Source organism: Corynebacterium ammoniagenes DSM 20306, assembly GCF_001941425.1.
Lineage (GTDB): Bacteria > Actinomycetota > Actinomycetes > Mycobacteriales > Mycobacteriaceae > Corynebacterium > Corynebacterium ammoniagenes.
Map to the genome: position 1 here is coordinate 1810857 of NZ_CP009244.1, position 26572 is coordinate 1837428.

At 54.4% G+C, this 26572-nt stretch carries 20 protein-coding genes; 7 read left to right on the forward strand and 13 right to left on the reverse strand.

The window, feature by feature from the left end; all coding sequences use genetic code 11:
- Positions 1-23 precede the first annotated feature (23 nt).
- The 6 genes from CAMM_RS08260 to CAMM_RS08285 all read right to left on the reverse strand — a co-directional run bounded on the left by CAMM_RS08260 (position 24) and on the right by CAMM_RS08285 (position 9171).
- Positions 24-248 carry a PspC domain-containing protein gene (locus CAMM_RS08260; protein WP_003848616.1) on the reverse strand — a complete coding sequence of 75 codons (225 nt, stop codon included), beginning with the start codon at positions 246-248 and terminating at the stop codon, positions 24-26.
- A 168-nt stretch (positions 249-416) separates the two neighbouring features.
- A complete protein-coding gene (locus CAMM_RS08265; protein WP_003848614.1) occupies positions 417-893 on the reverse strand; it encodes a MarR family winged helix-turn-helix transcriptional regulator in 477 nt (158 codons plus the stop codon).
- 178 nt (positions 894-1071) lie between these two features.
- Positions 1072-3741 carry an AAA family ATPase gene (locus CAMM_RS08270; RefSeq protein ID WP_003848611.1) on the reverse strand — a complete coding sequence of 890 codons (2670 nt, stop codon included), beginning with the start codon at positions 3739-3741 and terminating at the stop codon, positions 1072-1074.
- A gap of 2 nt (positions 3742-3743) precedes the next feature.
- A complete protein-coding gene (locus CAMM_RS08275) occupies positions 3744-4907 on the reverse strand; it encodes a metallophosphoesterase family protein (RefSeq protein WP_003848610.1) in 1164 nt (387 codons plus the stop codon).
- A 46-nt stretch (positions 4908-4953) separates the two neighbouring features.
- A complete protein-coding gene (locus CAMM_RS08280; protein ID WP_003848608.1) occupies positions 4954-6057 on the reverse strand; it encodes an SWIM zinc finger family protein in 1104 nt (367 codons plus the stop codon).
- 3 nt (positions 6058-6060) lie between these two features.
- Entirely contained in the window at positions 6061-9171 is a 3111-nt protein-coding gene (locus tag CAMM_RS08285) for a DEAD/DEAH box helicase (RefSeq protein WP_003848605.1), read from the reverse strand.
- A gap of 433 nt (positions 9172-9604) precedes the next feature.
- On the opposite strand from CAMM_RS08285, the gene putP reads away from it, so the two are divergent.
- The 3 genes from putP (at position 9605) to CAMM_RS08300 (ending at position 12557) form a co-directional block, all read left to right on the forward strand.
- The gene (gene putP / locus CAMM_RS08290; protein ID WP_003848600.1) at positions 9605-11161 is read left to right on the forward strand and encodes a sodium/proline symporter PutP; all 1557 of its coding nucleotides are present in this window, start codon (positions 9605-9607) and stop codon (positions 11159-11161) included.
- A gap of 110 nt (positions 11162-11271) precedes the next feature.
- Positions 11272-12036, forward strand: a complete 765-nt coding sequence (locus tag CAMM_RS08295; RefSeq protein ID WP_003848598.1) for an HNH endonuclease family protein — start codon at positions 11272-11274, stop codon at positions 12034-12036.
- 74 nt (positions 12037-12110) lie between these two features.
- Positions 12111-12557 carry a hypothetical protein gene (locus tag CAMM_RS08300; protein ID WP_003848596.1) on the forward strand — a complete coding sequence of 149 codons (447 nt, stop codon included), beginning with the start codon at positions 12111-12113 and terminating at the stop codon, positions 12555-12557.
- 219 nt (positions 12558-12776) lie between these two features.
- On the opposite strand, the gene CAMM_RS08305 is transcribed toward CAMM_RS08300, so the two are convergent.
- Positions 12777-14753 carry a DEAD/DEAH box helicase gene (locus CAMM_RS08305; RefSeq protein WP_003848593.1) on the reverse strand — a complete coding sequence of 659 codons (1977 nt, stop codon included), beginning with the start codon at positions 14751-14753 and terminating at the stop codon, positions 12777-12779.
- A 404-nt stretch (positions 14754-15157) separates the two neighbouring features.
- On the opposite strand from CAMM_RS08305, the gene CAMM_RS08310 reads away from it, so the two are divergent.
- Genes CAMM_RS08310 through CAMM_RS08320 form a run of 3 tightly spaced genes read left to right on the forward strand, consistent with a single transcriptional unit; the run spans position 15158 to position 17787 of the window.
- Positions 15158-15634: a hypothetical protein gene (locus CAMM_RS08310; RefSeq protein WP_003848591.1), complete on the forward strand. Its 477-nt coding sequence runs from the start codon at positions 15158-15160 to the stop codon at positions 15632-15634.
- Between the two features lie 45 nt (positions 15635-15679).
- A complete protein-coding gene (locus CAMM_RS08315) occupies positions 15680-17104 on the forward strand; it encodes an ATP-binding protein (RefSeq protein ID WP_003848588.1) in 1425 nt (474 codons plus the stop codon).
- On the forward strand, positions 17101-17787 hold the full coding sequence (locus CAMM_RS08320; RefSeq protein WP_003848586.1) for a response regulator transcription factor: 687 nt from the start codon (positions 17101-17103) through the stop codon (positions 17785-17787). Before CAMM_RS08315 ends, CAMM_RS08320 begins: the two co-directional genes overlap by 4 nt.
- Here CAMM_RS08320 and CAMM_RS08325 read toward each other — a convergent pair.
- The 5 genes from CAMM_RS08325 to CAMM_RS08345 form a co-directional block, all read right to left on the reverse strand.
- Positions 17784-19004: an amidohydrolase family protein gene (locus tag CAMM_RS08325; RefSeq protein ID WP_147581067.1), complete on the reverse strand. Its 1221-nt coding sequence runs from the start codon at positions 19002-19004 to the stop codon at positions 17784-17786. The two genes, CAMM_RS08320 and CAMM_RS08325, sit on opposite strands and share 4 nt — an antisense overlap.
- Positions 19005-19076: 72 nt before the next feature.
- The gene (locus tag CAMM_RS08330; RefSeq protein WP_003848583.1) at positions 19077-20756 is read right to left on the reverse strand and encodes a urocanate hydratase; all 1680 of its coding nucleotides are present in this window, start codon (positions 20754-20756) and stop codon (positions 19077-19079) included.
- A 213-nt stretch (positions 20757-20969) separates the two neighbouring features.
- A complete protein-coding gene (hutH, locus tag CAMM_RS08335; protein WP_003848581.1) occupies positions 20970-22550 on the reverse strand; it encodes a histidine ammonia-lyase in 1581 nt (526 codons plus the stop codon).
- 142 nt (positions 22551-22692) lie between these two features.
- The gene (locus CAMM_RS08340) at positions 22693-23358 is read right to left on the reverse strand and encodes a GntR family transcriptional regulator (protein ID WP_040356014.1); all 666 of its coding nucleotides are present in this window, start codon (positions 23356-23358) and stop codon (positions 22693-22695) included.
- 10 nt (positions 23359-23368) lie between these two features.
- Positions 23369-24163 carry an IclR family transcriptional regulator gene (locus CAMM_RS08345; RefSeq protein WP_050759883.1) on the reverse strand — a complete coding sequence of 265 codons (795 nt, stop codon included), beginning with the start codon at positions 24161-24163 and terminating at the stop codon, positions 23369-23371.
- Between the two features lie 52 nt (positions 24164-24215).
- Between CAMM_RS08345 and hutG the strand changes: the two genes are divergently transcribed.
- Positions 24216-25175, forward strand: coding sequence for a formimidoylglutamase (hutG, locus tag CAMM_RS08350; RefSeq protein WP_040356012.1), 960 nt, complete (start codon positions 24216-24218; stop codon positions 25173-25175).
- A gap of 4 nt (positions 25176-25179) precedes the next feature.
- Here hutG and CAMM_RS08355 read toward each other — a convergent pair whose 3' ends face one another.
- Complete coding sequence (locus CAMM_RS08355) at positions 25180-26541, reverse strand: YjiH family protein (protein WP_040356010.1); 1362 nt, start codon at positions 26539-26541, stop codon at positions 25180-25182.
- Between the last annotated feature and the right edge of the window lie 31 nt (positions 26542-26572).

Genomic DNA, 26572 nt, shown 5'->3' on the forward strand with positions numbered 1-26572 from the left:
CAGATTGTGACCGGTGAGAGCGTTTAGTTACCAGCGGGGATAACGACCCACAAGACCAAGTACAAAAGAAGCTGTGGGCCAGGCAGGAAAAAAGACAACAGGAAGAGGACGCGGACAAGGGTGTCATCGATGTTGTAAGTCTCCGCGACGCCGCCGAGGACACCACCGACGTACTTATTCGTGGTCGAGCGCTGCAGGCGTCGACGCTGAATTGGTTGTTCGGAATATTGGCCGTATTGGTTAGACATGGGAACTGACTTCTCCTAATGGGGCTAGTGCTCACTAGCACTGTGTGTTTTTCTCTACACCCATCATTAAACGCGTCCGCCACGGTCAATACATCAGGGAACTACCCTGAGTTTTCACTGATGTTTTCTGACATCTACCCCGAAGTCCCGGAGTATTTTCCGGTGCGATTAATACTCGCCGTAACCGGGAACGTTGTCCACATCTAAAATCCCTTGCAAAAAGCGCTGCAAAGACGGAATATCCTCGGGCTTTAGGTGGTCGAAGACCAACCGACGCACAGATTCAACGTGGTCTGGTGCAGACGCTGCGAGGCGACGAGAACCCTCTTCAGTCAATTGCACCATGACCCCGCGAGCATCGCCGACACTTTTGCACTTCGTCAATAATCCGCGACGTTCCATGCGCGTGACCTGGTGGGACGTGCGGGAGCGGTCCCACTCCAAGAAATTGCACAATTCACGCAGACGCATTTGCTGTTCTTCTGCATCTGACAAGGTCGCTAATACCGCAAATTCCGGCATGGAAAGCTCTCCGCCTGCTTGCAGAGTATTTTCCATACCTCGGTCGAGCTTTCGAGTCGCGGCAAGAATTAACTGCCAAAGCTCTTGCTCATCGTCGTTTAACCACCGAGGCTGTTCAATCATAGGAATTAACTTACCCTAAACTAATCGAAAGGTTGATAGATATGATTATTTGGGGTGACAAACTAGTTGATTGACGCCCCGCCCTCAACCTCATTCGCAAAAAGGTACGACTCCGCATCAAAATGCGGATCGAGATTTAGGAAAACTATTGACAGAGAAATTCTTCAACAGTCTTACTTTATCCTATGGGTGCAGAAGCCTTAAGTTGGTCGATGTCTAATAAGGTACTGTCCGGCACGCGGTCATAGCGTGAAGGTTCACAGGTGAATACGATGACCTGCGAATCTTTTCCTACTTCCGCAAATAAAGTGGCCATCAAACGGATGCGCTGTGCATCTGTACTGCCCAGTGCATCATCAACCATAACGGGTGCCCCTTGTTCCCCACCTTGTGATAGCAGCTGCGCAATCGCGAAACGGGTTAAGATCGCCATTTGTTCTTTCGCGCCACCGGACAGATCTTCTAATCCAACCGTTACCCCGTCTAGGGTACGTTTTTCCACGACCAGATCATCATTGAGGTGGAACTGCACGTTGCCGTTGAACACACGCCCAGCTAACTGGCCCAACTGCTGGGCAAAAGGAGCTGCATAGCGCTCGCGAGCCTCACGTTGATGACGCAGAAGAACCTCCCGCAGGTGCCTGACCGCCGCAGCTCGGTGTTCAATCGACTCCAAGATATTTCGCGCAAGTTCTTCTGCGGCTTCTGCCTTTTCTACGCGTTCGGCAACTCCCGTCTGCATCTGAATATGACCGGTGAGAGTGTTCTGCTGGTTTTCGGAATCTCGCAATTGTTTCTGCAAGTTGACCAGCTGTGCTTGTGCACCAGCAGCCAAGCTTTGCGCCAATTCGGGATTGGCAGCATCAAGTTCCTCGCGTGCTTTTTGTACTGCCTTCTTGCATTCCTGGACTTTGGCTTCAGCTTTTTGGAATTGACCTTCTAGCTCAGCATCAGAGATCTTTTCATTGGCATTTTCTATGTCAGCTGCCAGCCGTTCTTTGAGCTTCAGTGCTTGCTCAGCCTCGGATTCAATTCTGATCAAAGCAGTATGTGCTGGCCGCTCCTCCCACGGTTTTAACTTGGCTTGAGCATTAGACAGGTCATTGTTGGCGCTTTCTTCCGCCTCTTCTGCCGCTGAGATGTCTGCCCTAGCTTTGTCGATGGCATCCTCATCAGACGCATTTTCCGTTGTGACTTCCGGAGATTCGCCCAAGGCTGCCACGCGGACGCGCAACTGCTCGAGGTCCTCACCGTCGAGGATTCGGTCCAGCTGAATTTCTAGTTGCTGGCGCTGCGCGACGAGCTCTTTATACGTGTCTCGCTTTTCACGGACTTCGTTCGTATTTTTACAGCCAAGCTTTTCCAGCTCGGTTTCATAAAGCTCGGTGAGCTTTTCAATCTCCCGATCAAGGTCTTGCGCCGAATTCGCCCCGGTGCCTGGTTCATAGCGCGCGGTCACGTCACCGATTTTCAGGGTTAAACCCGCTGTGAGTTCTACACTCGAATCAGCGCTTGTCACTTCAACATCTTGCCCGTTAACGGTGATGCTCTGCGGGTTGTCGGCACTAAATACTAACTTCGCTACCGCTGCGTCGCGCAGTCGCCGGTTGAGTTCAAGGTCTTGTTCACGCTTTTCAACCCGCTGTACATCCGAATCCGAAATGGCAGGGCCAAATTTTTCCAGTGTGGTACGAATTTCTGTTAATTGCTTAGCGTAGTCTTCCACCGAGGCGGATTTGGTACGCAGTTCCTGCGCTTTAACTTGGTCTTGAAGTTGCTCTAACTGAGAACGAGAATTCTTAGCACGCTTCCGCGCTTCATCCACTCGAGTCCGAGCAGCATCGACCGCGTCATTGAGCTTCTTGATTTCCTCTTTCTCCGCGTCGTCTTTCTCTTTCGCGGATGCGACTGCGGCATTAATGTCCTCCGCATTTTTGTTCGCGGTTTGTAGCTCTTCACGTAGCTTTCGGCGTTCCTTCAGCTGGGATTGGGCAAGCTCAAGATCGGTCTGCGCAACCTTTTCATCCTTCTCCCGCGCATCAACCGCAGCTTGCAAGCCATCAATGTTTTTCAGTTGCTGCTCGTATTCAGTAACTTCATCTTTGGCTTCCGGCAACTTTGCTTCCGCGTCACGTTGCTGTTCTTGCGCTTGCTCAAAGCGCTCCACATAGTCGGCCAAGGCAGCAAGTGCTTGTCTAGAGTCCGCTAATTCATTCGCCGTTTCGGTGTAGTCTTGACGCGCGGTCTTGAGCTCTTTAGCTTCTGCGCCAGTGCGCAGGGAAAAATAGCGTTCATAATCGCTATCTACCTGTTTCATCAACTCAGTCGTCGCCTCGGCATCATCGCCCTGTGCAGACTCTTCACCAGTTTGATTACTTAAAACCCCAGCGACACTGGATATACCCGCAGCCTTAATACCTTCATGCAGGTCATCTTGATCCAAGAACATGGCGGCGAAAAGGTTACGGTCAAGATAACGGTCCAAAATCTCATCGAGCTTAGATTCTGCTTCTTCTCCCGTATAGGTGTCATGCCCAGGGGATAAAACCTCCAACAGCGCGGAGCTTTGCCGCAACCAGCGCTTTGCAAGCTTTAAACGGTACGGCCCAACGCTAAATTCCATTGCAACTTCTGGGCTGACATCGGCATTAACTGGTTGCAGAGCTCGGACTTCAGCTCTTTTACTCTTGAATTTATGCTTGATTAAGGTATCGATAGCCTGCAGGATTGTGGTCTTGCCAGCTTCATTGCGACCGTGAATAACGGTCACGCCAGTATCAGGGATTTCCTCGACGTTGAGATGTTTAATCCCGCGGAAGTTTTTGAGCTCGATGGAGTGAATTCGCATGATTAAGACGCATCCTTTCGAGTCAAACGAAACAACAAGTTTGCTGCATCACGGGAGATGGAATCAGGATCAGCATGAATATCTTCCATAAGTTCTTGCAGTGCGCTGGCTGCAAAGCCGGTGAGATTCAAGTTCGCCAGCTCATCTTCTTCTGGGGCAAGATGCAAATCCATGACGCGCTGCCGTGGTTTCAACGAAGCAAAGACGGGCTCGAGTTTCTCAATCTCAGAATCCAACATGGTTTGTGCGGCCAAGTTAATGGTGCCGCGCAACCCATATTTAATGACCGTGCGGTGTTTATCCGGATAATCTAGAAGCTGCTGGATAAAGCGCTTTACATCCTCATCGCTGTTGATATCCATCTCGATCGATTCGAAGACCCATTGCCCAATGGCTTCTTTGTCCACGGTGACTGATGTTTGCGTGGCAGAAGTCTTCTCAATGGTGACAACTAAAGCGTTGCCCGAGTCAGATTCGCCACCACCGGCTGGAAGGTGTTTAAAATCCGTGGGCTCTGGAGAGCCTGAAAACCACACACAACCGGTACTGCCTAGTTCCATAGTGGAGTGTGTATCTCCGAGCGCAAGATAATCGATGACACCGCCTCGAATCTTGTCCTCAACATTATTGAGATCGATGGAATCTAATTTCTCTGCGTCACCCCACCCATGCACCTGGCCATGGCCAACGGCCACACGAATGGTATCGGTAGCTTCTAATGGCTCGAGCATGTCAGCAACGAGATCATACGTAGCGGTTCGAGCTTTAAAAGGCGCACCGACGATTTCTACCCCGTCACGCAATTTATAAGGCTCAGTATCTGAAATCACGCGTACATCCGGAGCAGTTTCCTGATTCACTGCGGTATAAAAGACCGAGTCGGCAACAAGCGGATCATGGTTGCCCGGAAGCAGAAATACTGGAACGGGTAGCTTTTCTAATGCTTCACGCGCACGTCCGGTGACCTGGCTACTTAAAGAATTTCGTTCAAAGACATCCCCCGCAACGATGATAAATTCAGCTCCTCTGCGTTCGGCGAGCTCCCCCAGGCGCTTAATGGAATCCAAGCGGGCATCGTCAAAGCGCGCTTGCGCCTCCCCCGTGAGAAACCAGCGTTGCATTCCCAACTGGAAATCTGAAGTATGAATAAACGTCGTTGTAGTCATGTCACCGTTCTAGCATGCAGCTCGGACAAAGCGATGAACTGCAGTTTTAAGTACTTCTATCAGTCATGAAGTGGTAAAGATCTTCGATATCACTCACGGCACGCAATAGGTCCACGTTGGTGTGAGACACCGCGCGCATCGCCTTGCGCAATAGTTCCGGATCCGAATCATCAATTGCCGGTGCAACCTTGGGCTCCGGCATGTCAGGTACTTCCCGGCCATTCCAAAAGAGATCGTTGTTGATTGATCGGGCTTTGGCGGAGGCAGAACTTGCTGTGTTTGTGGCAGAATCCCGGTTCTTGTCGGTATCAGCTGGGCTGGTACCAGGCATCTGTGCGCTATCTTCCTCGGCGGCTTCCGCCGTCGATTCTTGCGCAATGCTTTGTGCTGACTCCATCACCATGGTGTTTAGCGCATGGATATTGAGCCCGCGCAGCGTGAACAAATCTAGTGGGTCAGCATCGATACGCGCGGCAAGTCGATCGGCAACAGCCACAATGTGCTTGCACACGTGCCCGTAATCAGGGCAGTCACAGTCGAGGCGGACATCGTCAGCTGTGGGAGCAAGCAAAATATCCAGTACTTCCGGGTCCACATCGCCGCGCATTGCACGACGAATGGAGTTGGCGCTACGCGCCAACATCCCGGTGACCTTTTCAATATCACTTTTATCGCGGTATGGAAGTTGGATAAGCACAGAGAAGGGCTGGTTTTGTGAGCCGGCCACTTGTCCGTGAATAGCGCCAACGCGCAAATCCAAATCGACAACATGTCCTGCCCGGGCATATTTACGCCCGCGAGACAGCCGTCCGGAATCAGTCGTGGTGGTCACGAATTTCATAATCCGCTCGGCGGCAGGATTGAAAATACTATCGCGCGGTTTGTCAGAAGTAATCCGCTTCGACCACCGCGGCTGCTGCCGGTTATGGTGCTCTACTGCTGATTGCTCAATGGAATCCCGCAGGTTTTCTAGTGGGGCTTGGGCCGGTTGGGCATCGTCACGCAGCGTTTCCTCGGCCGAGGTAACCTTGCGGCGTTTGCCAAAGTTGACGTAGGTGACATTGTCTTCGTCACCGCGTCCCGGCACGCCTTGTGCACGATCGCGCTTGTCGTTGTTTTTGTCATTATCAGGAGTATCTCGAGGTGACATTATCTAGCTCTCCCTCTCTCGATAACTCATCAGCTGAGCCAATTGCTCTGGATCCAGTTCGGTGATCCAACCTTCGCCTTCGCCCACCACGGCTCCGGCCAGCTGTGTCTTACCATCCAAAATATCTTGAATGGACTCTTCTAGCGTACCGGCCGTAATCATCTTATACACCTGTACGTTCTTGCTTTGGCCAATGCGGAATGCGCGGTCCGTTGCTTGGTTTTCCACAGCCGGGTTCCACCAGCGGTCCATGTGCACCACGATATTGGCAGCAGTCAGGTTTAAGCCAGTACCGCCCGCTTTCAGCGACAAGATCATCGCTGGTGGGCCATCGGCTGCCTGAAAATCGGTGACCATGTCATCGCGGCGGTTCTTAGTCACGCCACCATGAAGGAACGGAATCTTCGCGCCGAGTTGAGCAGATAGGTAAGGCTGCAAAATATCGCCAAAAGCCTTGTACTGGGTAAAGATCAGCACTCGCTCATCGTGGGTGACCGCGGAATCGAGGATTTCCATCAGTTTTTCTACCTTGCCCGAGCGGTGCTTTCCCTTGGACGTGACCGGTGAACCATCGCCCAGATAGTGAGCGGGATGGTTACAGATCTGCTTAATGCGCGTAAGCGAAGACAGCACCAGTCCACGCAGGGCCATGCCTTTCGGCGCTGTTTCCATGCGCAACTGGATGTCATCGACAAGCGCTTTGTACAACGCTGCCTGTTCGGAAGTCATGGTGACCGTCAAAATCTCTTCGGTCTTTTCGGGCAGGTCATCAATGATGGCTGAGTCTGTCTTCAACCGGCGCAAAATAAACGGTCCGGTGAGCTGACGCAGACGCTCGGCCACATCTTCGTCTTGGTATTTTTCAATAGCGGATGCAAAGTGATTGCGGAAAAACGACGCTGAGCCCAGCACCCCGGGGTTGCAGAAATCCAGAATGGAACGCATCTCGGATAGGCGGTTTTCCACCGGCGTACCCGTCAAGGCGATGCGGTGTCGTGACGGCAGGCTACGCACAGCCTTCGATGAGCGTGTCGATGAATTCTTAATCGCCTGGGCCTCATCGAGCACCACGCGATCCCACTCCACCATGCCCATGACTTTAAAATCGCGGCTGATGGTGCCATAGCTGGTCACGACGAGGGCGTATTTTTCCGCTTCTGTAATAAGGTCCTTATCGGTGAGGCGGTTAGCGCCGTGGTGGACCATGACCTTAAGATCTGGCACAAATTTATGCGCTTCACGCGCCCAGTTGCCGACCACAGAAGTCGGTGCAACAACCAATGTCGGGCCGTGAGCCTCACCGCGGTCTTTTTCCACAGCGAGCAAGGCAAGCAGCTGAAGAGTTTTGCCCAGGCCCATGTCATCGGCAAGCACTGCGCCGACGTTATTAGACGACATCCAATACAACCAGTCCACACCACGGCGCTGGTACTCACGCAACTCTGCATGGACAGAATCTGGAATCTCTACCCTCGCAGGCGCCGGGGTTTCCATGCCTCCCAACATCGAGGCATGCCACTGGGAGCCAGTAAATTCAATGGGCTCTTTGGCCATAGCTTCCAAGGCCAATTCACGCAGCTCGGACATCGTCGCCACGCCGAAGTCCGTATCGTCTTCTTCGAGTTGGCTATTGAATTCTTCTAACTTGCGCTCAACCTCGGCAACTTTGTCCTGCCAGCCTGGTTCTTCCAATAGGCGCATGCGTTCCGCTTCGCGTGCTAGCGCATCCAATTCCTTGCGCAAATGCGCCTTGGAATTCGACGCTAACTGCTCCATGTACTCGGTAATCTTGCCCAGTGCCGAGCGATCGGCCATCACCCACTCGCCTCGCAAGCGAATCAGACCGGTTTTGGAACTGACCAGTTGCTGCATTTCTTCCTCGGTCAGCTCCATATCGCCGACCGAAAGCTTCCAGTCATATTCGACCAGCTGGTCCATGCCGAGCTTCTTTTGCAGCGGTGAATCCCCGCTCAGTTCCTTGGTGACCAACTTGGCAGATGCCGCCATCTGCGTCCATGCCTTGGGCAGCATGACGGTATATCCAGCGCCTTTGAGTGCCGTGGCATCAGTGCTGACGAATTCCACTAACGCCGTGGTATCCAGGTAGACATCCCAGTCCCCCGCGCCTTCGTCAAAATAGGCTGGCGTGCGGGAGTTGTTCGGGTCCAGACGCGGACTGATGCTAATCGCGCGGCGACGTGATTCTTTCAGCTTTTCCATGCTGCTGCGATCGATGCGCCCTTCTTTAATCGGACGCGGTGAATCAGCCCCGGAGCGCACGCAAACTCGCACTGGCCATAGCGCACTGTCTTCTGATTTCGGCGCTGATGGTGAATCATCAATTTCTGATTCAGTCTCAAAGGGTTCTTCGACAATGAACACCATGCCGAGATCAACGGCGTTAATCGAGTCTTTCCACTCGTTGAGCCCACGCAAAAGCTGTGCCCGGCCGCGAGCAATCGGCGTTGTTTGCAACAAGGACTTTGCGAACTCATGCCAGGGATACGGCCGCGGTTGCTGCATGAGATCCGCCAGCTGGGTATACACAATCCAGTGGGTTAGGTCATCGGCTAAATCCTCAGACAAGGAACGATTATTAATCGTCAAAATTCCAGGCGCAGCAGCGATCATCTCCGCCAACCATCCGCGCTCACCCAAGCCATTGGCCAGCTGCCACATTGGATACCACTCGCCGGCCTGGTAGCTCAGACGAATGGTGACGCGTCCGGCGCGGGCAAAGCGAGTCAGTCCGCGATAAGCGCGAATAATCCACAAAAGGTCAGGAGCGATGGCCGCGCGTTGTTCAGCGGGGACGGTTGCGCGCTGGCCTTCATCATCAAGATATGCCAATTGCGATAACGCAAGCACGGCATCGGCAGGGCCAAATCGTGCCATGGGAGCCATCAGCTCTACATTTTTACCTTTCGGAGTGCGTAAGTACACACGTGATCGAGTCCGAAAGGACTTCTTCTCCAGCAGCTTGTCGATGCTCGCGGGAAAAGTTCCTTCCGGCACTGCCTGAGGGGTCACAATTTTGTGCCCTTCTACCTGTTCAATCCATAAACTCAAGCCCGAAACGGGCAGCCAGAGTCCATGAATAAGGTAAGAAGCCATAACCGCCAGTATAGAGCAGGATGGCTAATCGCTCAGCCTTGGATTCTTGATGGGTTAACCTGCTGCGCCATTCTCGCCTGCCAACACGGCTTTAGCTGTAATGCCGCTGGACATTAGGTGGGGTAATTCACTGTCGATATTTTTTGTGGAATATTTGTGATAATCCCCGTTCACAGGCAATCGTTACACTTCTGTTATAACCCCAGTAAGTCCCATCGTTATATGATTACTTAACTGAAATTCAGCTGTGTATAGCCAATCGCAAAGTTGGGTAGACCACTTTCCCTCGTTAAAGTTGCCCTGTTCCGCAAAGCGCTGCCTGCCACCCAAGCAGGCGACGTAGCGCTGCTTGGTTGTTCATGACCAGCGGATTTAATTCAATTACATCAATTATGACTTAACCCAATATTTCTATAGGTCTAAGGAGACCATTATGGATCAATCAACGTGGTACGTGATTGCCATTGTGATATACCTCGGCGTCATGCTGGCGATCGGCTATTGGAGCTATCGCCGCACGACCGAGTATGACGATTATGTCCTCGGTGGCCGCGACCTACACCCGTTCGTCGCAGCGTTATCAGCCGGTGCTTCTGATATGTCCGGTTGGTTGCTCATGGGCCTACCCGGTGCGCTCTTCCTGACCGGCATGTCCGAGCTGTGGATTGCCATCGGTCTGCTGCTCGGCGCCTGGGCAAACTGGAAGTGGGTCGCTCCCCGCTTGCGCTCTTACTCTGAGGTTGCCGGTAACTCGATTACGGTTCCATCGTTTTTCGAAAACCGTCTGCGCGATAAATCCCGTACGCTGCGAATTTTGGCAGCGCTCATCATTATCTTCTTCTTCACCTTCTATGTCTCTTCCGGCATGGTTGCTGGTGGACGCTACTTCGAGTCCACCTTCGAAGGCGACTACATGACGGGCTTAATCATCGTCTCTGTCGTCACCGTTATCTACACCTTTATCGGTGGCTTCCTTGCAGTGTCCTACACCGACGTGGTGCAGGGCTTGATGATGTTCGCGGCACTGTTGATCGTTCCGATCATGGCGCTGATTGCATTGGATAACCCTGCGGAGATCTTCTCCTTCGCTTCTGAAAATCCGTACGGCACCGCCGGTATTGAAAACCCTGAGTACTTCAATATGGTCGCGGGCGTCTCCGCTACCGTGATCATCGGTAACTTGGCTTGGTTCTTCGGCTACTTTGGTCAGCCGCACATCATCGTTCGCTTCATGGCGATGCGTAAGCCTTCCGATGCTAAGGCTGGCCGTTTCTACGGCATCTCCTGGATGTTCTTGTCCATTACGGGTGCTGTCTTTGTTGCCATCGTCGGTACGGTCTTCTTCTCTCAGAATGATTATGCGATTACCGACCAAGACTCCTACGAGACTATCTTCTTGGACATGGCTCAGGTGCTTTTCCACCCACTGATTGCTGGTTTGGTTCTCACCGCTGTTCTGGCAGCAATTATGTCGACCATGTCTTCGCAGCTGCTGATCGTCTCCTCCTCACTCATTGAGGACCTGTGGAAGATGATTACCAAGAAGAACTTGCCGGAAAAGACTCTGATCAATCTCTCCCGTGGTGCGGTGTTGGTCATCGCGTTACTCGCCGCTGTACTGGCCATTAACCCATCTGATTCCATTTTGGGTCTGGTCGGCTTTGCCTGGGCCGGCTTCGGTTCCGCATTCGGCCCACTGGTCCTACTCTCGCTGTACTGGAAGCGTCTCAACGCGACCGGCGCTATCGCGGGTATGGTCACCGGTGCCGTAGTGTCCATGGCCTGGGGCATGATTCCTGCAACCTCGGACATCATCTACGAGATGGTTCCAGGATTCTTCTCCCACCTGATTGTCACTATCGTTGTCTCCTTGATGACCAAGGCCCCATCCGCAGAAGTCCAGGAAGAATTCGACCGCGCCGCCAAGCTGGCAAGTATTGCAGCTCAGGACGAGGACGTCGACTTCGAAGAAGCAGCAGAAAAGCTTTAATATCTAACACACTCCCGCTTTACAGAAGCCTCCCACGCGCACCATCAGTGTGCGGGGAGGCTTCTTTCCTGTCTAGGAACTTCTGCTTCGAGCACAAGGTCTAAGACGATATGGAAGAAACCTGGCCATATCACGTCACCGTATTTACTTCGCCTGAAAGCCGTGCTCGGCGCATCACCACATCGCAGACTCCTCATACCTTTGAGGATGCTGCGGAGCTAGCTCGCAAGGCACGACTCGTCGCGCGGATCCGGACAGTCTTTATAATTTTGCTGTGTCTTGCCACTGCTGCCTATGGGCTGATGTTGGTACTCCCCCGCTTGAATCCTTATTCCCAGCAAGGTTTGCCGCGTCTGTCCGCATCACTTCACGAGATTGAAACCATTCCTATGCGGCAGAAGATTATCGGGTACGAACGCACCGCTTTTGGCGCCAGCTGGGACAATTCTCCCGGAACAAGCTGTGATACCCGCGATGTCGTCATGGCTGGTCAAACCCCCTCTGCCCCAAACTGCGATGCACAAGGCTCGGAGCTTTTCGATCCCTACAGCCAAGAATTAATATCCACTGATGCCATCGAGGTGGACCATATTTTCCCTTTATCCGCCGCATGGGACCACGGTGCATATCAGTGGGATGATGCCACGCGCCAACAATTCGCTAATGACCCGCTTAATCTGGTGGCGACTTCACGAGAATTGAATCAATCGAAATCAGACAGTCTGCCCGAAGAATGGCTCCCGCCGCACCCGCGCGCGACGTGTTGGTACTCCGAGCGGGTTGCTGCAGTGGCAGCTGCCTACCGCTTATCGCTGTCAGAAAATTCGGTTCAAGTCATGAAAAAGCAGTGCCAGTTCGGCAATCTATTACGCTGATGACTAGGCTGTTTAATTGAACGCGGCCAAAATGGGCGGCGTACAAAACATAGAAAGGCAGCGAAGTTCTCCCCATGACTTCACTACTTATCGCACTCCACGTCTTGGCTGCGGTCCTGCTGATGGGCCCAGTAATGATTACTGTGTCCACCTATCAGGGCCAAATGATGAAGGCAAAAGATGGTGACGCCAAGGCACTTGGTGCAGCCACCACCTTGCACCGTTTGACCTCACAGTACGGTCCTCTATCGGTAATCGTACCGATTCTTGGTCTGGCACTGTTCTTGACCAATATGAGCGTCTTTGGCACTCAGGGCCGTTTCCACGTTTCCATCCTGTTGTCCGTCATCGCTTGGGTCATCCTCGTCGCGTTGATTATCCCGCGTCAAAAGAAGAGCCTTGCTGCTCTCGAAAGCGGCGATAGCTCGGTCGATTTTGCAGATCACAAGAAGAAGCTGTCCATGTTTGGCGGAATCTTCAACTTGCTGTGGGTCGTCACCGCTATTTTGATGTTCCTCTAACACAGTCATCCGCTAATTAGCTCCCCCAGCATCATGTGCTGCGAGGAGCTTTTCTGATCCCGTACTCCTACCCTACGGCGCCTTACATATAGGGGCGTTTAGCGTCGGTTGGATTCAAGTTGAAAGGATTCTCAAGGTCTTGGAGATACAACAAAGCCTCCAACCTGGTTACACAAGTTGGAGGCTTTGGGGTTTAGCTCAAGTAGCTACAAGCGAGACTTAGTCGCGCCAGCGTCCACGGCCACCACGGTCGCGGTCGCCACGACCACTGCGGTCACGGTCGCCACCGCGGAAGTCACGGCCTCCACGGCCACCGCGTCCACCACGATCTTCGGAATAGCGTGGTGGTCGACCAGTATCCTTCTTGATATTGATCAACTGACCGGAGATGCGGGTATCGCGCAAGCGATCCAAGACGGAAGGATCCATCGTCTTCGGCAGGTCCACCAAAGTGTGTCCGACAGCAATAGTGATGCGGCCGAAGTCCTTTGCAGACAATCCACCCTCATTGGCGATTGCGCCAACAATGGCACCTGGGCGGACATTTTGACGCTTACCAACGTCCAAGCGGTAAGTATCAAAGTCACCATCGTTGCGGCGCTCATGGCGTCCACCACGATCATCACGGTCACGACGGCCACGGTCACGTCCGCGTCCACCACGATCATCACGCTCGAAGCGGTCGCGCTCACGACGGTCACGCTTAGGAGCCGGCATGTCCTTGACTAGGAAGTCAGAGCCACCCTGCAGCTTGACAGCCAACGCTGCTGCGATGTCGTCCATCGCAACGTTGTTGTTCTCAGAGTACTTACGTACCAAGCCACGGAAGAGTTCCATTTGGCCGTCGCCGAGAACCTCGGTGATCTGAGAAGCGAAGTTTTCCTTGCGCTTTGCGTTGACTTCGTCAACGGTAGGCAGTTCCATCTCTTCCAAACGCGCATTGGTAACGCGTTCGATAGAGCGCAGCATGCGGCGCTCGCGAGGAGTAACGAACAAGATTGCTTCGCCGGTACGTCCAGCACGACCGGTACGGCCGATGCGGTGGACATACGACTCGGTGTCGTTTGGAATGTCGAAGTTAACCACGTGAGTGATGCGGTCGACGTCCAAACCACGAGCTGCCACGTCAGTAGCAACCAAGATGTCTAAGCGGCCATCTTTGAGCTGGTCAACAGTGCGCTCACGCTGGTTCTGCGCGATGTCGCCGTTGATGGCGGCAGCGTTATAACCTGCATCGCGCAGCTTTTCTGCAACTTCTTCGGTCTCATGCTTGGTGCGGCAGAACACGATCATTGCGTCGTAATCTGTTACTTCCAAGATGCGAGTAAAGGCATCCAGCTTTGCACGGTGTGCGGTCAACAAGAAGCGCTGCTTAATGTTGTCATTCGTGCGCTGCTCAGACTTGACGGTCACCTCTGCAGGTGAGTTCAAGTACTTCTTGGACAGGCGACGAATACTGTTTGGCATGGTTGCCGAGAACAGTGCGACCTGCTTTTCTTCCGGAGTGTCAGCGAGGATTCGCTCAACATCTTCCTGGAAGCCCATGTTCAACATTTCATCTGCTTCGTCGAGTACCAGGAAACGCAGCTGGGAAATATCCAGAGAACCCTTTTCCAAGTGGTCAATCACACGACCGGGAGTACCCACGATGATTTGTGCGCCACGGCGCAGACCAGACAGCTGAATGCCATAGGCCTGCCCACCATAAATTGGCAGCACTTCAATGCGTCCCAAGTGATCTGCAAATGACTGGAAAGAATCTGCGACCTGCAGCGCGAGCTCACGAGTTGGAGCCAGCACCAATGCCTGCGGATGGCGGGCATTGACATCAATCTGCGACAAGACTGGCAGCGCGAAAGCTGCGGTCTTACCGGTACCAGTTTGTGCGAGGCCGACAACGTCGCGGCCTTCCATCAAAATTGGGATGGTTTGGGCTTGAATTGGGGAAGGGGTTGTGTAACCAACCTTGGCTACGGCATCCTGAACTTTGTCTGGAAGGCCTAAATTGCCGAACCCCTGGGGATTATCGTTGGCTGAGTTCTTATCCTCAGCGCCGGTGTCCTCAGAAGTATCCGCAGCCCCGGTGACCTGTGCAGTAGCTACTGCGTCACCTTGCGTTTTATCCTGAGATTCCGACTGGTTAAAGTTATCTTCCGGCTCCATTTCGCCGCCGGTGGCGTTATCGGTAATGCTCATTTCTCGCCCAACATTACGCTAGGTGCGAGGGAATTACTATTAATAAAGACAGAAAATAGGCAATGGTGTCGGTAAACACACCACTACGCTTTCGCCCGCTCCCTCACCTTAGCCAAGCCTCTTTTACAAAGTCTGGCTCTTAAAAGCGCATTTCATTGCATGTAAAACAACATGAAGAAGTTCTAATAATCAACTCATCGCTATTTCACCATGGTCTTTCATACTTAGAAGTGTTCCACCAACACACGGTATTGAAAAGGAGTCTTTAGCTGGTTATTTCCGGAAAGTATCCATTCTCATTTTGCGAATACACACATCCACCAGCGCTATTTCTTGTAGCGGCACCCTAAGTAGTTCAAACATGCTACTTTTTGAGCCAGAACTTTTGAAAGAAGGTTTTTACCATGTCCGAGGCTCCACGCACCCCGAACACCTCCGCTTTTCAGCCGGAAGACGAAACCAAAACGTCCCGTGTTAGGCGCTTTGCTCCCCTAGCAGGCGTTGTTGCCCTGATGGGCACCATCGTTATTGCCGGCACCGCATTGGCAAACACCCGCACGGCGCCGGAAATCGATCCTTCGGCTGTGACAGTTGAAGCATCAGTCAGCGCCGAGGAATCCTCAGAGCACCCAACTTCAACCTCAGCTAGCACTGCGCCCCGTGCAGAGCACGATGATGATCGCCTGGACGATGACCAGGATGATCGCAATGAACAATCACCTGCCTACATCACTCCGCAGGTTCCACTGACCTACCAAGATTGGGACGATGACGATGATGACTGGGACGACGATTGGGATGACGATGACTGGGATGATGACAACGATGACGATGATGACTGGGACGATGATTGGGACGACGGCGATGATGATGACGACTAAGTCGGCGTAGGCGCTGGCATCAATTACTGACAAGTCTGACCCCGTATGAATAGGTTCTTTGTTTCCCTGCGATTTTCCATCCTGGCGTGGATTATCGTGGTCGTCTTCGCGGCGCTGGCATCGATGATTTACTTCACCGATTCCATGCGTCGCGCTGACGTGCACGATCTTGCTAATGAGGCAGTGGAGAAAACAGCGGTTGAGGTAGAGGCCCACTCGCGCCTGCCCGGTGGGCATTCCTCAAGCGCCGAACTTATTGAGACCTACCTCAGCCACGAAGTTCCAGAGGCCAATGAGGTGTTGGTCGGGGTCATCGACGATCGCCTAGTGTTTCAGCAACTCGACTCTCTGACGCGTCCCGATGTAGATGCCCGGGCGTTTAGTCCAATGGTTCGCTCCATTATTGCTAATGAACCGGCATCAGGAATTACGGACGGCGTGCATTGGGGCAAAATTACCGTGCCGTCCGCAGAGGGCTTAGACTACGTGGTGGTTTTGGTATCCACCGAGCAAGTCTATGCAGATTTGAACCGGCAGACCCTTATTTTTGCCGGCTTGGGCCTGATTAGCTTAGGCATGGCCGCCGCCATTGCGTGGGTTATCTCCTCCCGTATTATTGCCCCAGTGCGCCAAGTCGCCCAAGTCGCAGAACGCATCTCACAATCGAATCTGACCACGCGCGTACCAGTGCATGGCGATGATGAAGTCGCGCAGCTCGCGCGCACCTTCAACCACATGATGGACCGCATTGATGAGGCGTATCGTGCCCAGCGGCAATTTATTGATGATGCCGGGCATGAATTGCGCACCCCCATCACGATTGTGCGCGGCAACTTGGAGCTGCTGGATACTGCCACTCCGGCTGAGCGTGAGCGGTCCCTCGAGTTGTGTATATCTGAACTCGACCGCATGACGCGCATGGTCAATGACTTGTTGACATTGGCGATCGCCGAATCAGCAGATTCAGACTTTCTTAATATTGAGCAGGTGGACTTATCGCAGCTGACCATCGATATTGATGACAAGGCGCATGTATTAACCAACGGCCGCTCAGAAGTCGTCGGAATCGGCGAAGGGCAGATCTTGTGTGACCCCGCGCGTATTACCGAGGCAGTGCTGGAGTTCGTACGCAACGCCGCCAAGTACAGCCCAGCGGATTCCCCCATCCACATTGCTAGCAACCTGGACAATGGCACCGCGCGTTTTACCGTCACAGACTTTGGCGCTGGTATTGAACCAGCTCAGCAAGAAACACTTTTCCAGCGCTTTCACCGCGGCTCGTTAGATAATAAGGAAAAGCCGGCACGCACCAGCAGTAAGGGCGCAGGACTGGGGCTTTCTATTGTGCAAGCCATTGCGCAGGCACATGGCGGGCGCGCCTTTGTTAATTCGCCGGATATGAACACGCAGTCGCCGCAGGGCGCTACCTTTGGTATTGAAATCCCGATCGAAAGCACGATGGCACCATGAGCCGCATTTTAATTGTTGAAGACGACCAAGATATCGCCAGCTTTATCAAGCGCGGACTGGAAGCCGAAAGCTATGCCTGCGATATCGCTGACAATGGCGCCCTGGCCTTGGGCTTGGCGCAGTCGAATACGTATCAGCTGATCGTGCTGGATTTGTCGCTCCCGCTTCTCGATGGCACCGATGTACTCACCAAACTGCGCGATGCCGGTGTAGACGTCCCTATCATCGTGCTCACCGCGCGAACTGCGCTCAAGGATCGGATCCGTGTCTTGGAAGGCGGCGCGAATGACTATATGCCCAAGCCTTTCCAGTTTGCTGAATTGCTTGCCCGGGTGCGGCTGCGCCTGCAGGCTTCGGCAACAACAGCAGAAGCTGAATCGCCGGCAGCGGCGAAAGAATACGGCACCCTACACCACGGTGAGCTCACCTTGGACATGCGCCAACACCGCGTGAAAGTCGACGGCAAGTGGAAAGACCTCTCCCGGCGCGAGCTCGGCCTTTTAGAGACTTTCATGCGGCATCCACGCATGGTCTTATCCCGCGCGCAACTCCTCAGTCACGTCTGGGGACTGGATTTCGATCCAGGGTCGAATGTGGTGGATGTCTACATCGCAACGCTGCGCAAAAAGATTGGTGCGCAGCGGCTCGAAACCATTCGCGGTGCCGGCTACCGCTTGCTCTAGCCGAAGACCTTCTCCCCTGCCCGCCAGGTCTGATAGGTCATGGGCATGCCGGGACGGTAGGCCAAATTGATGGCGTTTTCAGCATCTAGAATGTGTAGGTCACACGCAGCCCCGACAATCAGCTGGCCTTTCGCCGGGCGACCCTGCGCATCAAGCCCACTGGTGGCACCATCGCTGGTAGCGCCCTCGCTTGTGACCGCGTGACGGCGCAGCGCTTTCGCACCACCCAAGGTCGCGGCCTCAATTGCTTCATCCAAGCTCATGTACTGCTGCAACACCGCGGTGGTGACGCAATAGTTCATCGACGAGGTAAAGCTAGTGCCCGGATTCAGGTTAGAGGCAATCGCCACGGTCGCCCCGGCATCGATAAGCCGGCGTGCTTCCACCAATGGCTGCCTCGTCGATAGGTCACAGGCAGGCAACATGGTGGCCACGGTGTCCGAGGACGCGAGTGCCTGGACATCCTCGTCGGTGAGGTAGTTGACGTGGTCCACGGATGCGGCGCCTAAGGCTACTGCAAGCTGGACCCCGGGGCCATCGCCAAGCTGATTGCCATGCACGCGCAAGCCCAGCCCGGCTTTCTTCCCGGCCTCTAAGACCCGGCGCGATTGCTCTTCGTTGAACGCGCCGCGCTCACAAAACACATCAATCCACGACACGTGTGGGCTGACTTGCTCCAGCATGGGGCCTACTACTTCGCTGACGTATTCTTCGGCATCTGCTCCTGGTGGTACCAGGTGGGCGCCCAAAAAGGTCACGTCATCAGCGTGGCGTGCGGCAACCTGGGCTGCTTCCAGCTCAGACTCGGTGTTGAGCCCATATCCGGTCTTTGTTTCAAAAGTCGTAGTACCGCCAGCATGGCCTGCGGAAATACGCTCCACTAGGAGTTGTTCCAAGCGCTGCGCACCGGCCGAGCGGGTCGCTTCCATCGTTACGGCAATGCCACCAGCGGCGTAATCAGAACCAGCCATGCGTGCTTCGAATTCTTCGGCGCGGTTGCCGTCAAAAATCATGTGCGTGTGCGAATCCACCCAGCCGGGCAGCACGGCGCGGTTGCCGCAGTCGATGGTTTCGGCCGCCGCGTAGTCAGCGGGCACGAAGCTGGGGTGGCCCACCCACTGGATCACACCATCGTCTTCGACCAAAGCAGCGTTTTGGAGGGTTCCGGCGTCGGACACGGTGCGAAGTTCAGAGATATTGGTAAATAGCTTCATGATGTTGTCCTCATTTCATAAGCCAAGCAGCCTTAGTAGATAAGGGTATCTATCTAAGGCTGCACAGGTGAGCGTTTAGTCTTCGCGCGAATGAAACTGCATGGGAATGCGCACGCCGCGCTCATCAGCGACTTCTTTGGCGCGGTTATAGCCAGCATCCACGTGGCGGATAACACCCATGCCGGGGTCATTGGTCAACACTGCGCGCAGCTTCGCGGCAGCTAAGTCCGTGCCATCGGCAACGGAGACTTGCCCGGCGTGGATGGAACGGCCCATGCCCACGCCACCGCCGTGGTGGATGGATACCCAAGTCGCACCAGAAGACACCGCGGTCATGGCATTGAGCAGTGGCCAGTCCGCAACGGCGTCAGTGCCATCAAGCATGGCTTCGGTTTCACGATAGGGCGAGGCCACGGAACCGGAATCTAGGTGGTCACGGCCAATAGCAATCGGGGCGGAAATCTGGCCTTCGCGCACCAGGTCATTAAAGAGCAGGCCAGCCTTGTGGCGCTCGTCGTAGCCCAACCAGCAAATACGTGCTGGCAGACCTTCAAATTCCACATACTCTTCTGCCGCATCGAGCCACTTATGCAGATGCTCATTATCTGGGAAGAGTTCTTTTAAGGCCGCGTCGGTGACTTTGATATCTTCCGGGTCGCCAGAGAGCGCTGCCCAGCGGAAAGGCCCAAGTCCTTCACAAAACAGGGGGCGGATGTAGGCGGGCACAAATCCGGGGAATTCAAAAGCACGGGTATAGCCAGCGTGGCGGGCTTCATCGCGGATGGAATTTCCGTAGTCAAAGACCTCTGCCCCAGCATCCTGGAATTCCACCATGGCTTGGACCTGCGCCGCCATGGATTCGCGTGCCTTTTTGGTAAAGGTTTCCGGATCCGCCTTGGCTTCGGCGTGCCAATCCTCGACGCTGATTTCCGTCGGCAAGTAGCTCAGCGGATCGTGCGCGGAGGTTTGGTCGGTGACAATATCCACGGTAAATTCCCCCGCTTGATGGCGGCGGAGAATTTCCGGGAATACCTCAGCGGCATTGCCCACCAAGCCGACCGACAGGGCACGCTTTTCTTCCTTGGCTTCCAGGACCAAACGCAGCGCCTCATCAATATCCGTGGTGACTTCATCCAGGTAGCGCTTGGACTGACGGCGCTTGAGCCGTGATTCTTCCACATCCACGATAAGCACGGCACCACCATTGAGCGTCACAGCCAAAGGTTGCGCACCACCCATGCCGCCGCAGCCACCAGTCAAGGTGAAAGTACCAGCCAGGGTGTCATTAAAACGCTTGCGGGCAATCGCGCCGAAGGTTTCATAGGTGCCTTGCAAGATGCCTTGGGTCGCAATATAAATCCACGATCCCGCGGTCATCTGCCCGTACATCATCAAGCCCTCGTCTTCGAGCTTGCGAAAGTGCTCCCAATTCGCCCAGTCGCCGACCAAGTTGGAATTGGCAAGCAGCACGCGAGGTGCCCATTCATTGGTCTTCCACACGCCAACTGGTTTGCCAGATTGCACCAGCAAGGTTTCATCGGCTTCGAGGTCTTTCAGCGTGTCGACAATCGCGTCAAAAGATTCCCAGTTGCGGGCAGCTTTGCCGGTGCCGCCATAGACCACAAGGTCTTCGGGGCGTTCGGCAACTTCCGGGTCGAGGTTGTTCATCAGCATGCGCAAGGGCGCTTCGGTTTGCCAGCTTTTAGCATTGAGTTCGGTGCCGCGGGGCGCGCGGACAACGCGTGATTCAGACATGGTGTGTCCTTTCCATCGATGGGCTCGTTCTCACGCGGTGGGGCCGGATTCCCGGGGCTGTCCCCCTCCTTCTGCGTTTACCTTTAATCTAAATGCTTCCCCTCGTGTGCACTAGGACACAACAAGCACAGGTGTCCGAGATGCCAGACTCCGCAGCGCATTTGCTTATTGATGCTCCCCCTCCAGCAAGCACAAGCCGCCTTTTTACCGGGGTTAGTCCAGCGTGCCGATGCTCTTTTCCACCGCCGCAACCAACGCCCCTGATTGAACAAGCTGGACTGCTTCTTCAATATCTGGCGCCAAGAACTGATCCGGGCCAGGCGCTTGCACCTTCTCGCGCACAGCATTGACTACTGCCGCCGTTCCCGGTGCTGCCAGCTCCGCTACCGATCCCGTCTCCAATGCGGTGACTCGCTGGCTAATTGCTCGCGCGGCGGTTAAGACTTCGATGGCTAAGACGCGTTGCATCCCATCGATGGCCTTGCGCAGCTTGCGGCCAGCAGCCCAGCCCATGGATACATGGTCTTCTTGCATCGCCGACGACGGAATGGAATCCGCCGACGCCGGCGCCGCCAAGCGCTTGAGCTCGGAGACAATGCCAGCCTGGGTGTACTGCGCAATCATATGACCGGAATCCACGCCCGGGTCATCGGCGAGAAAAGCATTGAGACCACGGTTCCGCGCGACATCCAAAAAGCGGTCGGTGCGCCGTTCTGACATGGAGGCCACATCCGCGGTGACAACCGCCAAAAAGTCGAGGACATAGGCCACGGGTGCGCCATGAAAATTGCCATTGGAGGTCACGCGGCCATCTAGGGCCACGACGGGATTATCAATCGCCGAGGCCAATTCGCGTCCTGCCACCAGCGCTGCGTGATCCACAGTATCGCGGAAACCACCGGCGACCTGCGGCGCACAGCGTACGGAATAGGCATCTTGAACTTGTGTCTTTTGAAAATTGTCGAAGGCCGCATCCAAAATCTTCGAACCTTCAGCAACGGTGCGAATATTGCGCGCCGATGCCGCCTGGCCCGGGTGCGGGCGCAGCTGCTGCAAGTCATCGGCAAAGACCGCGAGTGTTCCCAATAGCCCTTCCACGGTCATCGCCGTGGCAATATCAGCCACCTTTGCTACTTCCCGCAGATCAGCAATGGCCAAACACAGCATGCCCAGCATGCCGTCGGTGCCATTGATAAGCGCCAAGCCTTCTTTTTCTTTCAACGCCAGCGGCTCAATCCCGGCCGCGGCCAGTGCTTCGCTGGCATCGACGATCTTTCCGCCATCCACACGCACCGGACCTTCACCCAACAACGCCAGCGCACAATGCGCCAGTGGCGCTAAATCACCAGAGCAGCCCAAGGAGCCGTACTCGTGCACAATTGGGTGGATTTTCGCATTCAGTGCCGCGGCATACGTCTGGGCAACAACTGGGCGCACGCCGGTGCGTCCGGTACACAGCGTGGACAAACGCAGCAGCATAAGCGCGCGAATGACTTCTGTTTCTACCTCTGGCCCCGAGCCAGCGGCGTGGGAGCGCACCAGCGATAATTGCAGCTGTGCACGCTTTTCCTCCGGAATGTGCCGGCGTGCCAGCGCACCAAATCCGGTGGAAATTCCATATACCGGCGTCGGATCTTGGGCAAGCTCGTCAATGCGCTCGCGTGTTGCAGCGATCGCTTCTAAGGATTCAGGAGCAATCTCTACCTGCGCGCCATACCGGGCAACAGCAACAACCTCTTCGATAGAAAGCGCACCGATTCCAACGGTAACGGTCTGCGGATATATACGCGACATGCAGGCTCCTTATACTCTTCTAGGACACAGCGAGCTTTGACGAATGTAAAGCCCAATTGCGATTTAACCTACAGAATACAAGAGCTATGGCACACACAATAGGTGTCGAAGAAGTCTCAGATACCAGCCTGTGCCAACCCGACTATTGCAGATTGGCGCGAATACCGTGCTCCGCCCGATCTAACGAGGCGTGCAGCGCCGATAATGTCCCTTCGCTATCACGGGCGGTGGCTGCTGCGACGAACGTCGCGGCTTCATCGTAAAGCACTGCGACATTGTCTTTAGCGAAGATATCTTTTACTCCCAGCAGCTTGTAGTAGCGCGAGCGCGCCCACAAGGTGCGGATAAAAGCCACGAGTGTTTGGTTGCCGGCGCGATTGAACACGCAGCTCAACATAGCTTCTTCCGCATCTAAAAACCCAGCGGAATTTTCCGCCTGCAACATCTCGCGAATCTGGCCTAACTGCCTATCAAGCTCAGCGATGTCCTGGTCCTCAATGTTTTTCACACCCAAGGTCACAGCCTGCGACTCGAGCAACCTGCGCACCGAATAAATCTCCAAGAGCTCTTCCAAAGAAAAAGTCTTGACCACCGCTCCCCGATAGGGCAGGTTTTCTACTAAACCCAGCTCTTCTAAACGGTTTAAGGCTTCGCGCACCGGCATCATGGACGTGCCCAGAGAATCCGCCAACTCCCGAACTTGCAGGCGGCGGCCCGCATCCAACTCGCCGTGCATGATGGCGGTATAGAGAGCATCAAAGGCACGATCACTCACGCGCGTTTGCCCACCGAGCTTTTCCAAAGACATACCCGCTACCTTATCCTGCATCGCCAGCGACGACACTGGTGCCAGTGTCGTCGACAGTAGTGGTGGTTCCATACATCCGCGCGGAGATGGACTGCGCCGCTTTCATCAGCACACCCAGCGCGCCATCGACGGAATTTTGAGCATCTTCTAAATCCGCGCGGTAAGTTACCGCGAGCGACGCCGCGGGCCGCTGCAGATGATCCAGTATTGCCACCGCTACGGAGCGCTGACCACGTGATACTTCTTCAACCTCCTCAGCCCAACCGCGGCGCTGAAATAGCTCGAGATTCTCGCGAATCTCCCGCCACGATTTCTTAAGACCACTGTTTGTTAAGGCAGCTTTAGCCTCGGCCACCGGCAACTGTGCCAGCATGATGCGCCCCGAAGCCGTGTGCGCAGCGGATAGGCGCACTCCTACTTCAGTAATCAAACTCACGGCTTGCGCGGAACGGACCTCACTGAGATATAAAATTTCTGCACCGGACAGCCGCGCCAAGTGTCCAGAACCCTGTACTAGCGCTGCCGCTTCGCGCAGCGGCTTTTGCGCCATCCGCACTAGCGGCTGCTGGGTGGTATACGCCGAAGCCATCGAGTACGCAGCCAAACCCAAACCGTAGGTCTGGTTTTCAGGCAGGTGGACGACGAATCCGGATGTTTCTAGCTCGGCGAGCAGGTGATAGGTCGTTGACCGGGGCAAGTCCAATTCGGTACGGATGCGTGCTGCAGAAATTGGCACATCAATATGTGATAGCAATGCCAAAATGCGCAGGGTATTGCGCGCCGCTGGTACTTGAGTTTTGCTCACTATTTCACCTTAGGACAAAAATTGATGGGTTTACTGGTTTATCATCGATGTCATGAACACCGAACACGGACCGCTTTATACACCAGCTGAACCTTGGTCAGGCCGTGATGATGGCCCAGGACCAGAGCACGCTCGATGGCATAGCGTCATTACTCCTCTCGAGGATGAATCGCCTGCCGGCATTGTGGTGTTAGGTTTTGCCTCCGATGAAGGAGTTGAGCGCAACGGTGGCCGCCAAGGTTCGGCGGCGGGGCCCGCGGCTTTGCGCCAAGCGCTCGGGGGTTTAGCTGTTCATGAGCCACTTGCTCTATACGATGCCGGCACGGTAACCACCCAGGGCGACGATCTTGAAGGCGGACACGATGAATTATCCGCACGCGTGCAGGCTTTGGTCGAGGTCGGGCACCTAACCATTATTCTCGGCGGCGGACACGAAACCGCTTTCGGTTCTCACCGCGGGCTTTTCGCAGCTGCAGGACCTGCGCAGATCATCAACCTCGATGCCCACTTCGACCTACGCAGCGAATCCCGCGCCACCTCGGGCACGCCATTTTTGCAAATCTCCGAGTTGGTTGGCCAGCAAAATTTTGATTATTCCGTACTCGGTATTTCCCAGCCCAATAACACCACGGTACTTTTTGATACCGCACGTGAGCTCGGAGTTACCATCCATCTCGATGAGCAGCTGGCACAGCTCAGCATCAATGAGGCAACACAACTTGCCACCCAGCTGGTCGAAGAGTCTGCTCACGACCACCTGCATCTGTCCATTGACATGGACGTCTTACCAGGCGACCAAGCACCCGGGGTATCTGCCCCGGCATCGCTGGGTGTGAGCTTTGATCGCATTCGCGCTATCGCTGTTGCTCTCGCCGCGACCGGCAAATTGGCTCTAGTCGATATTGTAGAAATCAATCCGCGCTTTGATCTCGACAACCGCACGGCCAAGTTGGGCGCGCGGTTGATCAATGACATTGCTGTGGCGCACGCGCAAGCACGTGGCCACAACTAGTTCATCACAAGATGAGGTGAGCAATTGGCGTGGCAATAACAATGGTTAATACCACGCGCTCAAACCAGATCAAGACCATGTGCGGGATTGATACTGGGATTCTGGTGGCCATGATGCACGGCACCAATGCGGAAAAGAAGATAATCGCGGAGACAGAAACTACGCCAATGACGAACTTCAACACCATGTCATCGCTGCCGGCCACTGCGGTGGCTGGCAAGAACATTTCAGCAATGCCAAGTGCCGCTGCCTCACTGGCAAGCTGCGGATCGGGCAGGCGGACAAGCCAGGCGAATGGATAAAATAAATAACCAATCCATTCAAAAATCGGGGTAAACCGCTGCAGCAGCAAGCCGATAAGTCCCACCGACATAATGGAAGGCACAATCGCACCAGCTAGACGCAGGCCATCCCGGAGGTTAATCCAAATAGAAGTTGCCAGACTTGGTGCTTCCGCTAGGGTGGTTAAACCTTCGCGCACTGCTGCTTTCAGGCGGTTGCTCTTTACTTCTACTTCGGGCGAGGGCGTTGAGCCTTCAAAATACTCATCTGGAATGGTGCGCAACGGAGGAATAAGCACTGTGATCGCCGTGACCGCGAATGTGACTACCAGCGTGATGAAAAAGAAGGTGGTCCACATGTGCATCAAATCCAAGGATTTGGCCACAATGACCATAAACGCTGCAGAAACGGTAGAAAATCCAGTTGCCACGATTGCTGCTTCGCGCCCGGTATATCCGCCTTGCTGATAAACGCGGTCGGTAATCAAAATGCCTAAGGAATACGAACCAACAAATGATGCCACGGCATCAATGGCGCTACGGCCCGGTGTTTTAAACAGCGGGCGCATAATCGGCTGCATGAACACGCCGACAAATTCCAGCAAGCCATAGCCGATAAGCAGGCCGAGGAATGCGCCGCCGATGGGAACAATTAGACCAACCGGAATGGCGATGGAATCCCAAAGGAAGGGAACCAAGTCCTCATCCCCTAATACCCATGGCAATCGGCCAATAATATGCAAGAACGACACGATAAGACCCACGAAGTTTAAGACGGCGAAAACTCCATGAACCCAACCGCGTTGCCACGACTTGGTGGCGATGCCTCGGTAGGTGCCAAAGGCTGCCAAGGCGAGAACCAACCACGGCACAATACTCGGGAATGTATCTCGCAAGAAGGTGACCATGTGGTCGAGAGGAATGGAGTTCTTTCCCTGGTAGGTCATGGGAAAGAAGAAGACGAATGCGCCGATGGCGCTATAGACCACCAGACGCCACTTGCCTTTGACATTGGGAAGAGCGTCATCGCGATTTTCAGGCGGGCTATTTTTGCTTGAGTTCACGACGGATTCGGGCGTCGTCATGACTGGCTCCTGACTTTGGGCTAGGTATTTA

What these genes read in the sequence shown, in the direction of transcription:
- CAMM_RS08260 (WP_003848616.1), bottom strand. Translation starts at nt 248, where the DNA reads ATGTCTAACCAATACGGCCAATATTCCGAACAACCAATTCAGCGTCGA.
- CAMM_RS08265 (WP_003848614.1), bottom strand. Translation starts at nt 893, where the DNA reads ATGATTGAACAGCCTCGGTGGTTAAACGACGATGAGCAAGAGCTTTGG.
- CAMM_RS08270 (WP_003848611.1), bottom strand. Translation starts at nt 3,741, where the DNA reads ATGCGAATTCACTCCATCGAGCTCAAAAACTTCCGCGGGATTAAACAT.
- CAMM_RS08275 (WP_003848610.1), bottom strand. Translation starts at nt 4,907, where the DNA reads ATGACTACAACGACGTTTATTCATACTTCAGATTTCCAGTTGGGAATG.
- CAMM_RS08280 (WP_003848608.1), bottom strand. Translation starts at nt 6,057, where the DNA reads ATGTCACCTCGAGATACTCCTGATAATGACAAAAACAACGACAAGCGC.
- CAMM_RS08285 (WP_003848605.1), bottom strand. Translation starts at nt 9,171, where the DNA reads ATGGCTTCTTACCTTATTCATGGACTCTGGCTGCCCGTTTCGGGCTTG.
- putP (WP_003848600.1), top strand. Translation starts at nt 9,605, where the DNA reads ATGGATCAATCAACGTGGTACGTGATTGCCATTGTGATATACCTCGGC.
- CAMM_RS08295 (WP_003848598.1), top strand. Translation starts at nt 11,272, where the DNA reads ATGGAAGAAACCTGGCCATATCACGTCACCGTATTTACTTCGCCTGAA.
- CAMM_RS08300 (WP_003848596.1), top strand. Translation starts at nt 12,111, where the DNA reads ATGACTTCACTACTTATCGCACTCCACGTCTTGGCTGCGGTCCTGCTG.
- CAMM_RS08305 (WP_003848593.1), bottom strand. Translation starts at nt 14,753, where the DNA reads ATGAGCATTACCGATAACGCCACCGGCGGCGAAATGGAGCCGGAAGAT.
- CAMM_RS08310 (WP_003848591.1), top strand. Translation starts at nt 15,158, where the DNA reads ATGTCCGAGGCTCCACGCACCCCGAACACCTCCGCTTTTCAGCCGGAA.
- CAMM_RS08315 (WP_003848588.1), top strand. Translation starts at nt 15,680, where the DNA reads ATGAATAGGTTCTTTGTTTCCCTGCGATTTTCCATCCTGGCGTGGATT.
- CAMM_RS08320 (WP_003848586.1), top strand. Translation starts at nt 17,101, where the DNA reads ATGAGCCGCATTTTAATTGTTGAAGACGACCAAGATATCGCCAGCTTT.
- CAMM_RS08330 (WP_003848583.1), bottom strand. Translation starts at nt 20,756, where the DNA reads ATGTCTGAATCACGCGTTGTCCGCGCGCCCCGCGGCACCGAACTCAAT.
- hutH (WP_003848581.1), bottom strand. Translation starts at nt 22,550, where the DNA reads ATGTCGCGTATATATCCGCAGACCGTTACCGTTGGAATCGGTGCGCTT.
- CAMM_RS08340 (WP_040356014.1), bottom strand. Translation starts at nt 23,358, where the DNA reads ATGTCTTTGGAAAAGCTCGGTGGGCAAACGCGCGTGAGTGATCGTGCC.
- hutG (WP_040356012.1), top strand. Translation starts at nt 24,216, where the DNA reads ATGAACACCGAACACGGACCGCTTTATACACCAGCTGAACCTTGGTCA.
- CAMM_RS08355 (WP_040356010.1), bottom strand. Translation starts at nt 26,541, where the DNA reads ATGACGACGCCCGAATCCGTCGTGAACTCAAGCAAAAATAGCCCGCCT.